Source organism: Vibrio sp. N418 (genome assembly GCF_000222565.1).
Taxonomy (GTDB): domain Bacteria; phylum Pseudomonadota; class Gammaproteobacteria; order Enterobacterales; family Vibrionaceae; genus Vibrio; species Vibrio scophthalmi.
This window is the reverse complement of the sequence record NZ_AFWD01000051.1, coordinates 1-13,695: the sequence shown is the minus strand read 5'-3', so window position 1 is coordinate 13,695 and position 13,695 is coordinate 1. Positions and strand designations below refer to the sequence as shown.

Annotated in this window: 11 protein-coding genes; 5 read left to right on the top strand and 6 right to left on the bottom strand. The window is 45.2% G+C overall.

Annotated elements, in window-relative coordinates; genetic code table 11:
• Positions 1 to 4: 4 nt before the first annotated feature.
• The 3 genes from RH86_RS10110 to RH86_RS10100 form a co-directional block, all read right to left on the bottom strand.
• On the bottom strand, positions 5 to 421 hold the full coding sequence (locus RH86_RS10110) for a MaoC family dehydratase (protein WP_005594905.1): 417 nt from the start codon (positions 419 to 421) through the stop codon (positions 5 to 7).
• 115 nt (positions 422 to 536) lie between these two features.
• Entirely contained in the window at positions 537 to 2,156 is a 1,620-nt protein-coding gene (locus RH86_RS10105) for an acyl CoA:acetate/3-ketoacid CoA transferase (RefSeq protein WP_009386089.1), read from the bottom strand.
• A 185-nt stretch (positions 2,157 to 2,341) separates the two neighbouring features.
• The gene (locus RH86_RS10100) at positions 2,342 to 3,250 is read right to left on the bottom strand and encodes a LysR family transcriptional regulator (protein WP_005594907.1); all 909 of its coding nucleotides are present in this window, start codon (positions 3,248 to 3,250) and stop codon (positions 2,342 to 2,344) included.
• A 317-nt stretch (positions 3,251 to 3,567) separates the two neighbouring features.
• Here RH86_RS10100 and RH86_RS10095 point away from each other — a divergent pair, with 317 nt between their 5' ends.
• Complete coding sequence (locus tag RH86_RS10095; RefSeq protein ID WP_005594908.1) at positions 3,568 to 4,302, top strand: beta-ketoacyl-ACP reductase; 735 nt, start codon at positions 3,568 to 3,570, stop codon at positions 4,300 to 4,302.
• Positions 4,303 to 4,312: 10 nt separating this feature from the next.
• Entirely contained in the window at positions 4,313 to 5,518 is a 1,206-nt protein-coding gene (locus tag RH86_RS10090) for an acetyl-CoA C-acetyltransferase (RefSeq protein ID WP_009386088.1), read from the top strand.
• A gap of 114 nt (positions 5,519 to 5,632) precedes the next feature.
• Here the strand turns inward: RH86_RS10090 and RH86_RS10085 are convergent, their stop codons facing one another.
• The 3 genes from RH86_RS10085 to RH86_RS10075 all read right to left on the bottom strand — a co-directional run bounded on the left by RH86_RS10085 (position 5,633) and on the right by RH86_RS10075 (position 9,267).
• Positions 5,633 to 6,529, bottom strand: a complete 897-nt coding sequence (locus tag RH86_RS10085) for a DnaJ C-terminal domain-containing protein (protein WP_009386087.1) — start codon at positions 6,527 to 6,529, stop codon at positions 5,633 to 5,635.
• Positions 6,530 to 6,659: 130 nt separating this feature from the next.
• The gene (gene dnaK / locus RH86_RS10080) at positions 6,660 to 8,555 is read right to left on the bottom strand and encodes a molecular chaperone DnaK (protein WP_005594912.1); all 1,896 of its coding nucleotides are present in this window, start codon (positions 8,553 to 8,555) and stop codon (positions 6,660 to 6,662) included.
• A gap of 292 nt (positions 8,556 to 8,847) precedes the next feature.
• The gene (locus RH86_RS10075; RefSeq protein WP_009386086.1) at positions 8,848 to 9,267 is read right to left on the bottom strand and encodes an Hsp20 family protein; all 420 of its coding nucleotides are present in this window, start codon (positions 9,265 to 9,267) and stop codon (positions 8,848 to 8,850) included.
• Positions 9,268 to 9,867: 600 nt separating this feature from the next.
• On the opposite strand from RH86_RS10075, the gene hflX reads away from it, so the two are divergent.
• The 3 genes from hflX (at position 9,868) to RH86_RS10060 (ending at position 13,653) form a co-directional block, all read left to right on the top strand.
• A complete protein-coding gene (gene hflX, locus RH86_RS10070) occupies positions 9,868 to 11,247 on the top strand; it encodes a GTPase HflX (RefSeq protein WP_009386085.1) in 1,380 nt (459 codons plus the stop codon).
• A gap of 210 nt (positions 11,248 to 11,457) precedes the next feature.
• Positions 11,458 to 12,747 carry a permease gene (locus RH86_RS10065; RefSeq protein ID WP_009386084.1) on the top strand — a complete coding sequence of 430 codons (1,290 nt, stop codon included), beginning with the start codon at positions 11,458 to 11,460 and terminating at the stop codon, positions 12,745 to 12,747.
• A gap of 60 nt (positions 12,748 to 12,807) precedes the next feature.
• Positions 12,808 to 13,653 carry an SDR family NAD(P)-dependent oxidoreductase gene (locus tag RH86_RS10060; RefSeq protein WP_009386083.1) on the top strand — a complete coding sequence of 282 codons (846 nt, stop codon included), beginning with the start codon at positions 12,808 to 12,810 and terminating at the stop codon, positions 13,651 to 13,653.
• Positions 13,654 to 13,695 lie beyond the last annotated feature (42 nt).

The window sequence follows — 13,695 nt, the reverse complement described above, 5'->3', positions numbered from 1 at the left end:
AGAATTAGTGTTTTGGGGGCATAACGGTGGCGACGCCTTGAATCACGATTTTGTCGTGTTGATTCACGCTACGGGTCGCCAGCTTTGCAATGTTTTTTTCTGCGTTGATTTCGATCACTTCCACTTCTGCGCGGATGGTATCGCCAATAAAGACCGGAGCAGTAAATTTGAGCTCTTGGCCAAGATAAATCGTTCCTGGCCCCGGTAGCTGCATGCCGAGTACTGCCGATGTCAGGCCTGACACCATGATGCCGTGGGCAACGCGATTACCAAAAATGCTATTTTGACCAGCGATTTGGCTAACATGCACTGGATTGATGTCGCCACTAATGCCGCAAAAGAGCTGAATGTCAGATTCACTGATGGTTTTTTCAAAATGTGCTCGTTGACCAACAACGAGCTGTTCTATGGAGTAACTCATGGTTTCTATCTCTAAAATAACTTTGCGATACAGCCAATGTCGAAAGCACGAGTGCTGCTGTATGGCAAAGCAATTTCCCTCTCACACCATTTGCGAGGCGTGAGAGGGCATAGGATTACGCTGCGACGGTTTGTTTTGTTGTCACTTCAGTCGGCATTTGTGATGGTGATGACAGAGTGAGCCCCATCGGTTCATCACGGAAAATGCGTGCATCCATGGTTTTTAAATCACGGCTTATGATCGGGTTAAAGTCCATTCTCGCGAGTATGTCGCGGTCTAAATCGACGCCCGGTGCGATTTCAATCAACTCTAATGTGGTTGCACCCAAACGGAATACCGCGCGCTCAGTGATATAAAGCACGGGTTTGTGGTTACGTCTTGCAATGTCTGCTGAGAAGGTAATTTGCTGCACTTCTTTGATTAGCTTTTTGATGTGACCATCATTGATAATCGTCAGCTCACCATTGCCGGTTTCAATTTCAAGTTTACCGGCTGTAAATGTGCCGCAGAAAAACACTTGCTTAGCATTTTGGGTAATGTTGATGAAGCCGCCACAACCCGCAATTTTGCTACCAAACTTAGATACATTCAGGTTGCCGTGCTGGTCACATTCCGCTAATCCAAGAAAGGCTTGGTCAATACCGCCGCCATCATAAAAATCGAACATTTGGTCTTGAGTGATCACCGCTTCAGGAAAAGCCGATGCGCCAAAGCTTAAACCGCCTGCTGGTGTACCGCCGATTGCGCCTGGTTCAACTGTTGCAATCATTTGATCGGTAATGCCTTCTTCATCTGTGACCTCTGCGATCACTTCCGGCACGCCAATGCCATAATTAAGAATGGCGCCATGTTGCAGTTCCATCGCTGCGCGACGAGCGATGATTTTTTTCGCATCGAGTGGACGAGCGCTTACCGTTTTTTGATCGGATTCTCCACATCCTTTGTCTCCTCGGCCGCAGTAAGCCGGGTTCATTGGTTCCGCGAAGGTTTGCATGTGCAATGACTCTTCAGCAATCACAATCGCGTTGACGAAAATGCCTGGGATGCGCACTTGCTGAGGATCCAACTCGCCGTTTTTCACCACGCGTTTTACTTGCACAATTACCTTGCCACCCATGTTGGTGACCAATTGCGCCGCCGCGAGGTTTTCCAAAAACAGACATTCATCTTCCATGGTGACGTTGCCGTTTTCGTCTGCAGTCGTGCCGCGTAAAAGGGCAACCGTTGGGTTAAGACGTTTGTAAAATAGGAACTCTTCGCCTTCAATTTCCATCACTGAAACACGGTCTTCAGATGTAGAGGTATTGATTTTTCCGCCACTTAAACGAGGATCAACAAAAGTGCCTAAACCAACGTGAGATAGCGTGCCAGGTTTACCAGCCGCTGAATCACGAAGTAGCTGAGCAATCACACCTTGTGGGAAGTTATAACCTTGAATTTGGTTGTCGTTGGCCAATTTTTGTAGGCGAGGAATTAATCCCCAGTGACCGCCACATGCCATGCTCACCATGCCCGGGTGCGCTAAGTGGTTTGTCGCTTTATCAACACCATCACCTTGGCCTGCGGTAAAATAGAGTTCGAGATCATTCGGTTGACCGCTCGCAAGGAAGCGTTCGCCAATGGCACGTTCAATGGCTTCTGGCACGACTGCGCCGATGAAACCGCCTAAGATCACCTTGTCACCATTTTCTATCAAAGCTGCTGCTTGTAGGGCAGTTAACACTTTTGTTTTCATTCTGCTTTCCTTCTGGAAATTTATTGTGGCCTGGGCATCGCTATCCAGAGCTAATGAAAAAAGTGTATTCATTTCTGATTAATGAAAAAATAGACAATAAAAGGAAAGATAATTGCGAATTCGGGATAATAAAAAGAGCAGCTTTAGGCTGCTCTCAATTATATGTGGCTGGGAAAAGGTGGAGGCTATTCTTGGCCTGAGATCTCTCGCACACGGCGAATAAGGTAATCTTTAAAATTAACGCAACGCATGGGCATTTGTCGGCGAGGGCGATAGTAAAGGCTAAATTCAAATTCACTGTTGGTGTATTGCTGTAACACTTGTACTAGTTGCCCATCATCAAGCTCGTCTTGGATTAGACGCACAGGTAGGTAGCTAATGCCACCGCCATTTAATGCGACGGTTTTAATAAATTGGCTATCTTCTACCTCAACGGTTTGAGAAATATTGACCGTTGTCATTTCACCATCACGTTCAAATACCCATTTGTTTCCACCCACCAAGGTTGAGGCGTATAAGCAGTTGTGACGACGCAGATCCTCGGGGTATTCGGGTTGGCCGTATTTGTTGATGTATTCAGGGGAGCAACATGCCATCAGCGGATATTTCAATAATGAACGTTTCACTAATAAGCTGTCTTTCTCTTGAAAACCCTGATAAACCGCACTGGCGCGGATAGCAAAGTCGATTTCATCAAGGTGATCCATATCGAAAGCCGTTTCGAGAATGCGGAAGGTGACATGAGGGTATTGCTGTAAATATTCCCCAACAATTTGTCCAAGGAAATCGCGTGCAAACAGGGGCGTAGAGGCGATGCGAATAATACCTCGGTCATCATTTCCTAAGTTTTGTATCTCAGTGAAAATGTCATCAATTTCGCTGTTTACTTGATTGAAGCGTTCAAATAGTCGTAAACCCGCTTGAGTAGGAACCACTTTGCGTGTCGAACGTTTTAACAGGCTGATGCCCATACTTTCTTCAAGTTCAATGATCCAGCGACTGCCTGCAGAGGCGGAAATACCGTATTGTTTTGCTGCGAGACTAAATGATCCAGTGCGTACAACATGCAGAAAATAAACAATTTTATCTAACATGATGCATCCTTAATTATTGCAAAATTCGTGTAATCACAGTTATAGCGGAACTGAAATAGAGATTAAACCGAATTTGCTCTGTTTGTTAATACAGGTCAAAAACTCTCCGTAACATATGAGAAATAGACACTTTTAGTGGTTGATATACAAATTACACCCTCGATAGCAACCTAATATTATCCCGAATTTGCAATAGTGTTTTGTTGTTAAATCAATCTACAACTTGCAAATTAGTCCATAGAATCATTTCACCTACTGCGAAAATTTAAACTATGCCAAGACATAGTTTCGCATCCCTCCTGATTAAGGTGAAAACTATGCTTACTGACAAAATCTGTATCGTTACTGGTGGCGCTCAAGGAATTGGCCGCTGCATCGTAGAAACATTCGCTAAGCAAAATGCGGCGATGGTGTACGCTTGCGACATGAATGCTCAAGCGGCGGAAGATCTGCAAAGCCAATATGACAATGTGCGCGTGAAACAACTAAACGTCTGTGAACGTGCAGGCATTCACGCTCTTGTTGAAGAGATCATTCAAGAACATGGCAAAGTTGACGTGTTGGTTAATAACGCTGGTATTACCCGAGATAATCTACTTGATCGTATGAGCGAAGACGATTGGGACATGGTGATTAACGTCAATCTTAAAGGTGTGTTCAATATGACTCAGGCGGTTGCGCCGAGCATGATAGAAAATGGTGTCGGCTCAATCATCACGATGTCTTCGGTAGTCGGTACTGATGGCAACGTAGGCCAAAGTAACTATGGCGCAACCAAAGGTGGCGTGATTGCTATGACCAAAGGTTGGGCGAAAGAGTTTTCGCGTAAAGGTGCACAAGTGCGTGCTAACTGTGTCGCTCCGGGCTTTATCGAAACCCCAATGACGGTCGATTTGCCAGAAAAAGTGCTGGATTACATGAAAACTAAAACGCCACTTGGTCGCATGGGCAAGCCAGAAGATATTGCCAACGGCGTGTTGTTTCTTGCCAGTGATAATGCCTGCTTCATTACTGGGCAAACACTAAAAATCGACGGCGGCTTGGTGATTTAAGGAGTAACTGATGAGCAAAGTTTATATTGTAGGTGCAAAACGCACCGCTTTAGGCGCATTTGGCGGCTCTCTATCATTAGTGCCTGCGTTTGAATTAGGCGGCCATGCCATCAAGGCGGCTTTAGAACAAGCGAGCGTCTCTCCTGATTTACTGGATGAAGTGATTGTCGGTAATGTGCTAACCGCAGGCCAAGGTATGGGGCCGGGGCGTCAGGCTGCAAAATTCGCTGATGTGCCAGATTCGGTTCCTGCTTATACGCTCAATATGATTTGCGGTAGTGGCATGAAAACCGTGATGGAAGCGGCGACGAAGATCAAAGCAGGCGATGCAGACCTTGTTGTGGCGGCTGGCATGGAAAACATGTCAAGTACGCCATATTTGGTTAGTGCGCAGAACCGATTCGGCAGCAAAATGGGCAATCAACAGTTGGTTGATACCATGATCCATGATGGTTTAACGGATGCGTTCAATAGTTATCACATGGGGATGACTGCGGAAAATGTCGCTGAAAAATACCAAATTAATCGTGACAGCCAAGATGCTTTTGCTTTGCGTAGCCAGCAACGCGCCGTTGCCGCGATTGAACAAGGGCGTTTTGTCGATGAAATCGTGCCAGTGGAAGTGCATCAGCGCCGCACCACCTCACTGTTTACGCAAGATGAATACCCACGTGCAGACGCATCACTTGAGAGCCTTGGCAAGCTCAGACCTGCCTTTAAGAAAGAGGGTTCTGTCACGGCGGGTAATGCTTCGGGGATCAATGATGGTGGGGTTGCGTTTGTCGTCGCCTCTGAAAAAGCGGTCAAAGAACATGGCTTAAAACCACTGGCTGAAATTGTCAGTTACGGACAGGGCGGTTTAGATCCTGCTTTTATGGGGTTAGGGCCTGTACCGGCAATTGAACAAGCATTGACAAGAGCGAACATGACGCTAGCTGATGTGCAGTTGCTTGAGCTCAATGAAGCGTTTGCCGCGCAAGCTTTGGGCGTAATGCATGGCTTGAGTGAAAAATACGAATTACCGATGAGTTGGTTCGATGATAAGACCAATGTTAACGGCGGTGCGATTGCATTAGGTCATCCACTTGGCGCGTCTGGTGGCCGTATATTGACGACACTGATTTATGAAATGGAGAAGAGAGAAGTTCAATTTGGCCTGGCTTCACTCTGTATTGGCGGTGGGATGGGAACCGCTGTCCTTATCAAAAAGATCTGATTTAAACGTTAGAGAAAGCTCCCCCCAACAGAAACAAAACTGAAATGAGCTGTTAGAGAAAAACAAAGCCACCGTATTGGTGGCTTTGTCATATCAGAACGGTGAATAGCAAGATTAAAGCGTTGCTTGGAACTGCGTTAGAATTGCTTTTTGTTCATCGGTAAGGTTGGTTGGGGTATCAACTTGGATGACCACCAATAAATCACCTGTTACGCCTTTACGGTTGGTCACGCCTTTACCAGTGATTTTAAACTTACGGCCACTTTGTGTGCCCGCTGGGATTTTAAGTTTAAAACGGCTATCCAACACATTCACTTCAGTCTCACCACCCAATGCTGCGGTGATCATATCGACATGGTTGGTGCAGATAAGGTTATCTTCATCGCGCTTTAGAAACGCGTGTGAACGGGTGGCAATTACAAGCAGTAAATCACCGGCTGGACCGCCGTTGATACCTGGGCCACCTTTACCGCCGAAGCGAATCTTTTCACCGTCTTTGATGCCCGCAGGGATCTTAACGTTGATTTTCTTCTGTTCGCCATTAATTGGCAGTTCGACAACCTTTTCGGCGCCTTGTACCGCATCGACAAAATCAACGGTAAAGGTAAATTCACGATCTTGGCCTTTTTGTGGGCGCGCTTGTCGGCCACGACCTTGATTGAAGATGTCTTCAAAGCCGCCAAAGCCGCCACCAAAGCCACCTTGTTGTCTAAAGCCACCGCCAAACATATCTTCAAAACCGCCGTGACCATGTTGAGATTGACCACCAAAACCACCATGGCTACCATCAAAAGCGGCATGACCAAATTGATCGTATTGGCGACGTTTATCAGTGTCGGTAAGAATTTCGTAGGCTTCTTTAATTTCTTTGAATTTGTCTTCAGCCGTTGCATCCCCAGGGTTTTTGTCTGGGTGATATTTCATTGCGAGCTTTTTGTACGCTTTCTTAATATCTTTAACGTCGTCTCCTTTAGAGACGCCTAGCACGCTGTAATAATCTCGTTTGGACATGTCAGCCTCTTGCTTTATTCCTGACTAAAACTGGAAAAGGGCGTACGAGAAATCTCTTACGCCCTTAATGCCATTGCTAATATGATATCGCTCAACCACCTAAGATGGTATAGATAGTTGAGCTAAAGCGTTATTTCACTTCTTCAAATTCAGCATCAACCACATCATCATCTTTTGATTGTGAGTCATTGCCTTGAGCTTGTTGCGCTTGAGCTTGCTGTTGAGCAATCTCCATCAGTTTTTGCGCCGCTGCTGCGAGAGCTTGAACCTTGGTGTCAATCGCTTCTTTGTCATCGCCCTTACGAGCAACTTCAACCTCATTGATTGCCACTTCAATTTTTGCTTTCTCTTCAGCTGGCAGAGCTTCACCCACTTCTTCGATTTGTTTACGAGTACCGTGAATCATCTGATCCGCTTGGTTACGTGCGGTAGCTAACTCTTCGAACTTTTTGTCTGCGTCTTTGTTTGCTTCCGCTTCTTGTACCATTTTCTCAATCTCAGCATCGCTCAAGCCGCCTGACGCTTGGATAGTGATTTTCTGTTCTTTGCCGGTGGTTTTATCCTTAGCAGAGACATTCAAGATACCATCAGCATCTAGGTCGAAAGTCACTTCAATTTGCGCCATACCACGTGGTGCAGGCTGAATACCTTCAAGGTTGAACTGACCAAGAGACTTGTTGAAAGTCGCTTGTTTACGCTCACCTTGCAGAACATGAATCGTTACTGCACTTTGGTTATCTTCTGCGGTTGAGAACGTTTGGTTCGCCTTGGTTGGAATAGTGGTGTTTTTCTCAACCAATTTGGTCATTACGCCGCCCATCGTCTCGATACCGAGAGAGAGTGGGGTAACATCCAATAGCAACACATCTTTTACTTCACCCGCTAGCACACCACCTTGAACGGCTGCGCCCATCGCAACTGCTTCATCAGGGTTAACATCACGGCGTGCTTCTTTACCAAAGAACTCCGCCACTTTCGCTTGTACCATTGGCATACGTGTTTGACCACCGACCAAAATTACATCGGTAATGTCGCTTACTGATAGTTTCGCATCTGCCAGAGCCACTTTAAGTGGTTCAATAGAACGCTGGACAAGATCTTCCACTAACGATTCCAATTTCGCACGAGTCACTTTGACGTTCATGTGCTTAGGACCGGTTGCGTCAGCCGTTACGTATGGCAAGTTGACATCCGTTTGTGTAGTAGAAGAAAGCTCGATTTTTGCTTTTTCTGCTGCTTCTTTCACACGTTGCATCGCCAATGGGTCAACTTTTAGGTCGATACCTTGTTCTTTTTTGAACTCATCTACTAAGTAGTTGATTAAGCGGTTATCAAAGTCTTCACCACCAAGGTGTGTATCACCGTTAGTTGCAAGAACTTCAAAGGTTTGCTCGCCTTCAACTTGGTCGATTTCGATGATCGAGATATCAAAAGTACCACCACCTAAGTCGTAAACCGCGATAGTGCGATCGCCGCCTTTTTTATCTAGGCCGTATGCCAACGCTGCTGCTGTTGGTTCGTTGATGATACGTTTTACTTCCAGACCCGCGATACGACCAGCGTCTTTGGTTGCTTGACGTTGAGCGTCGTTAAAGTAAGCCGGAACGGTAATAACAGCGCCAGTGACTTCTTCACCAAGGAAATCTTCTGCCGTTTTCTTCATTTTTTTCAGAATTTCAGCGGAAACTTGAGGCGCTGCCATTTTTTGGCCTTTCGCTTCTACCCAAGCATCACCATTGTCAGCCTTAACGATTTTGTAAGGCATGATTTCGATGTCACGCTGAACTTCTTTGTCTTCAAAACGACGACCAATCAAACGCTTAATTGCAAATAGCGTGTTGGTTGGGTTGGTTACCGCTTGGCGTTTTGCCGGTTGGCCGACCAATGTTTCCCCATCTGTGTAGGCCACAACGGAAGCTGTGGTGCGTTCACCTTCCGCGTTTTCAATTACGCGTGGTTTGTCGCCATCTAAAACAGAAACACAAGAGTTAGTTGTACCTAAGTCGATACCAATGATTTTACCCATAATAATTACCTCTGTAATTTGCATTAGTTATATTAATGCAAATTAGCTAAATTCGAATGTTGATTTTATAAGAACATAGAATGCATTTTTGCTATCACTATGCTCATTCTCAATGGAATATACTGTTATCAATAGTGCCGATAAACGGGTGGTATGCGTCATCGTATGCGACCAATTTGACTAGGGTATGAGCCCATATCAGCCAGGGTTAAAGCGATATCTTTTACGCTTTGTCTCATGGTGTTTAACGGCAATACTGATTTATGTTCTACAAGTGTTCACTTATAAAGAACTACTTGTTGATTGCGATCTTACGTGGTTGCATTGCTTCTGGTACTTCACGTACTAGATCAATATGAAGCAAACCATTTTCCATACTTGCTGCCGATACAGTAACGTAATCAGCCAGTTGGAATTTGCGCTCAAAGTTGCGTTCAGCAATTCCTTGATACACGTAAGTTGGCTTTGTTTCGGACGCTTGAATTTCGCCAGAAACGATCAGCATGTTTTCGTTTTGAGTCAGTGTTAACGTATCTTCAGAGAAACCAGCAACGGCCATAGTTATACGGTAGTTGTGCTCATCTTTCTGTTCGATGTTATATGGTGGGTAACCATTCTGAGAAGATTTTTTCGCGTTGTTCTCTACAAGATTGAAGAGGCGATCAAAACCAATGGCATGGCGGTATAGGGGAGAAATATCTACATTACGCATAATACTATCCTTCAATAATAAGCAATAGTTCTCACCGCATTTTGCGATGAGATTGAAGCCATATTCCTAAGCCTCATTTGGCTTAATAGACATACGGTTCAACAGTGAATAATCAGAAGCTAAAGCACAAACACATCAATGATGGGTAAAGCATCACTTCCAAACTGACAACTTGTTATTCCCTCTATAAGGCGAATCAAGCTGTCTACAAACTCCATCTGGCAGTTCGTGTAATCAATATATGCTTCCGGAAATTTACTGTCAATACTTTCATTAGAAAAATTGACGATTTTTTCTTTTTTCTATTAAGGGATGCAGAGCTAACGATTATCTCGCTTTAGATGAGCTGCTGGTTTGATGACATCAGGGGGACCTGTAGTGATTAAGCCGCTTATCGCGAAGATAGCCAAGTGTTGCTTTCAAGCGGTGTCTCAACTTGCCAATGATTAACTCTTTTTATTCAGTGGGTTACCTAGAGAACCAATTTATTCTTCAATTAGTTTTTTATTTTCCTATAAAGAGAGGCGATAACAACGTAGGATCGGCCACAATTATCGATAAAGACGCAGGTCGCACAACCGTGCGCGAACATAGAGAATTATGCAGCTAACCGCCAAACCATTACAGAATAACGCCTTACTTATTTCCATCTGCACGCCGCAATTTAAAGGGGCAGAGGCGAAAGAATCTCTCGCTGAATTAGCCCGCCTTGTGACGACATTAGGCTTTAACGTAGTGGGTACTCAGTCACAAAATCTTGCCTCTACTCAAAAACAAAATGTGTTGGGTGTAGGCAAAATGGCGGAGATCGCTCGCTTGACGGGGAACCGAGGCGAGATGGAAGAAGATCTCGACACCGAAGATCTGTTCGATGATGAGTCGTTTGGTGATATGGCGTTTGATGCGCCAATTTATGATGAAATGCGCTTTGACGATTTGCCATCAGAAAATTTGCCATTGTATTGTGCGGATGTGGTGGTGTTTGATTGTGATTTGAGTCCATCTCAATTGCGTAACGTTGAGAACCAGTTGGGTGTTGAAGTGTTTGACCGCACTGGCATCATCATTGAGATCTTTAGCCGCCATGCTCGTACGCGTACTGCACGTCTACAGGTTGAAATTGCCCGCCTGAACTATTTAGCACCGCGCCTACGTGAATCGACCAGTGGTAACAAAGAGCGTCAAATGGGTAAGGGTGCGGGTGAAACCACGCTGGAACTCGATCGCCGTAAAGTCCGTGATCAAATCGCAGAACTTAGACGCGAGTTGGTCAGTGTGCAACATGAGTTGAAAAACCGTCGCTCTCAACGCTCAGAGCTATTCAGTGTTGCTCTGGTTGGTTATACCAACGCGGGTAAATCTTCGATGATGCGCGCATTGACGGGCAGTGAAGTGCTGGTGGAAAACAAACTGTTTGCCACGCTCGATACCACGGTACGCGCGCTGTACCCAACAACTCAACCACGTATTCTGGTTTCAGATACGGTTGGCTTTATTAAAAAGCTACCCCATGACTTAGTGGCTTCATTCCACTCAACCTTGGCAGAAGCGCATGACGCATCATTACTGCTTTATGTGGTTGATGCCTCGGATGCCACCTTCCGCACACAGCTTGATGTGGTGCATGAAGTTCTTGGCGAAGTGGGTGTTGATGATATTAAAAAGCTGTTGGTTCTGAATAAATCTGACCAACTGAGTCTTGAACAGCAGCAAGCGCTGATGGAAGAATTCCCAGATGCGATGATGACCTCTACTCGCAACCCGCTTGATGTGGCGAAGCTGCACCAATATATTGTGGATTCTTCTCAGCAAGATATGATCGAAGAAGAGTTCATTATTCAGTATGACGCTCAAGGGATTATTGGTGAAATCCGCACCAGTATGAGTGTGATAAAAGAAGAATATGAATACGACCACATCAAACTCACGGTTCGCTCAAACGCAATTGAACTGGCGAGATTGAAAAAGCGCATGAAATAAGTAATAGGGGGCTCAATCGGATCGTTGGTTTGATTGAGCTTCTAGCCCCCGCCCAATTCCGTCGTCGATATCGCGCCTTTTGATGAAAGGCTGCGCCACCGCATCTAGTTAAAACTGCATTTATAGATTGAGTTTTCAGTAAGGCACAAAGCTTTTTGATAGGCGTACTATGCTTAGAGAGCATTTAATCGTCCTAGTAAGGAGTCACTTATGCAAAGTGATGGCGGTAATATTCTTTTCCATATTGTTTTTGTGTTTAGCAATATGGTATGGCAAATCTTTTGGCCGCTGGCATTTGGCCTAATGCTATCTTCATTTATTCGTCACCTTTTGCCCGTTGAAACGGTGGCGAAGCATCTTGGTAAAACGAATCTAAAAAGCCTTTCGTATTCGACAGTACTTGGTATGGTCTCCTCATCCTGCTCCTATGCTGCAGCTTCTCTATCACATACCTTATTGAGTAAGAGATCGACTTTAGCCAATGCAACGGCATTTTTGGTCGCGAGCACTAATTTGATTGTTGAAATGTTTATCGTGCTGGTGGCTTTATTAGGCTGGACATTCCTATGGGGCGAAGTGCTGGGTGGACTTATTTTGATCGTGACTGTCGCGGTTCTTTTTCAGCGCTTTTATCCGAAAGAGGTTGAGGCCGAGTTACGCCAACATATCGCAGCGGAGCAACCGAAAAAATCCGCCATGGCAGACTGCGGGATGGACATGTCTTCGATGAAGCATGAAGAAAGCGACTGCGGCATGGACATGTCATCAATGAAGCATGATGAAAGTGACTGCGGCATGGATATGTCATCGATGAAGCATGAAGAAAGCGACTGCGGCATGGATATGCATTCGATGCCGAAGAAAGAGATGCACATGGAACCACAAGCTGCGCTGTCTCCCGTGATGGAAAAAATCACCAAATCAGCAGGCTTTTTCCAAATGGATTTGTCGATGATTGGCAAAGAGATCCTGATTGGTGTTGTGGTGTCATCCCTGTTAATTGCGATAGTGCCGATAGAAGGTTGGCGCATGCTATTTATTAGTAATGACGTTAATTTGCCTGTGTGGTTACATTCCTTCCTTGATGTGATTATCGGTATTTTTGTCGCGGTGATTGCCTATGTTTGTTCGGTCGGTAACCTGCTGCTCGCGGCAGCACTCTGGCATGGCGGTATCTCATTTGGGGGCGTAATTGGGTTTATTCTCGCTGATGTTTTAACCATTCCAATGATGCGAGTTTACCAAAAATACTATGGTCAACGACCAGCAAGATGGATGGTAGGCTTACTGTTTGTTGCGATTCTATTTACCGGTTTGTGTGTCGATCTCATTTTTAATGGGCTTAATATTGATGCAACGGCGCAAGGCTTACGCACCATCAATCAAGACGGATTTGGTTGGAACTTTACCACCATCATGAATTTGATTTTTATCCCGCTTTCTATTTGGTATTACCGTTTGGGTAAAACCGCCAATGCAGGCATGGGAATGAATATGTAGCCTCGTTGCTAGCACATAATCGACCAAGTATGGCTCAACGACATTGAGTGAGGAATTTGTATGTCATCAGTGACCAATAATAATCAAAACCACAATGAATTCGACAATAAAATTGCTTTGGTATTGGCAGGAGCACAAGGCATAGGCCGTGCTTGCAGTCTGCTTCTGGCCGCGAAAGGTGCCAAGGTTTATGTTGCAGACTGGGATTTAGATTTAGCCAGTGCAACAGCGCGTGAAATCAATACGCGCAGTCGTAATCATGGTGAGAGTGGTTCTGCGGTTGGAGTATTTTTTAATGCTTTTGAGAATGATACTTACGCGAGCTTAATTGATTCTATTCTCGAACAAGAGGGGAGAATTGATGTATTGATCAATAACTTTGGTGGTGTTGATTTGCGCCAAGATAGGGATTTAGCGCATACCGAAGTGACCAGCTGGGAGAAGAATATTCTCGCCAATATCAACAGCGTGTTTATTCCTTCAAAAGCAGTGATCCCAACCATGGTGAAGCAAGGGGGCGGTGCGATTGTTAATATCTCTTCGCTCTCTTCATTAAGCGCTGAAATGTCGAGTATTGCTTACGGTACTTCGAAAAACGCGATTAATCACATGACGCGCCAAATCGCGATTCAATATGCGAGTTTTGGTATTCGTTGCAATGCGGTATTGCCTGGCATGATTGCGACCGATGCGGTAAAGAAAAATCTCACGACAGAGTACATTGATCACTTCCTCGCCACACAACCGATTAAACGCATGGGTGAGCCAGATGATATCGCTAATGCCGTGAGCTTTTTAGCCAGTGATAACGCGAGCTTTATTACTGGGGTCTGCTTGCCAGTAACCGGGGGAATGGATATCGCAACGTCACGCTATTATTTTGATGCCGATAAGGTTCAGTTCTAGCAATTACGTTTGACGAGAGGAAGCAAAAAGAGCTCGATGAGA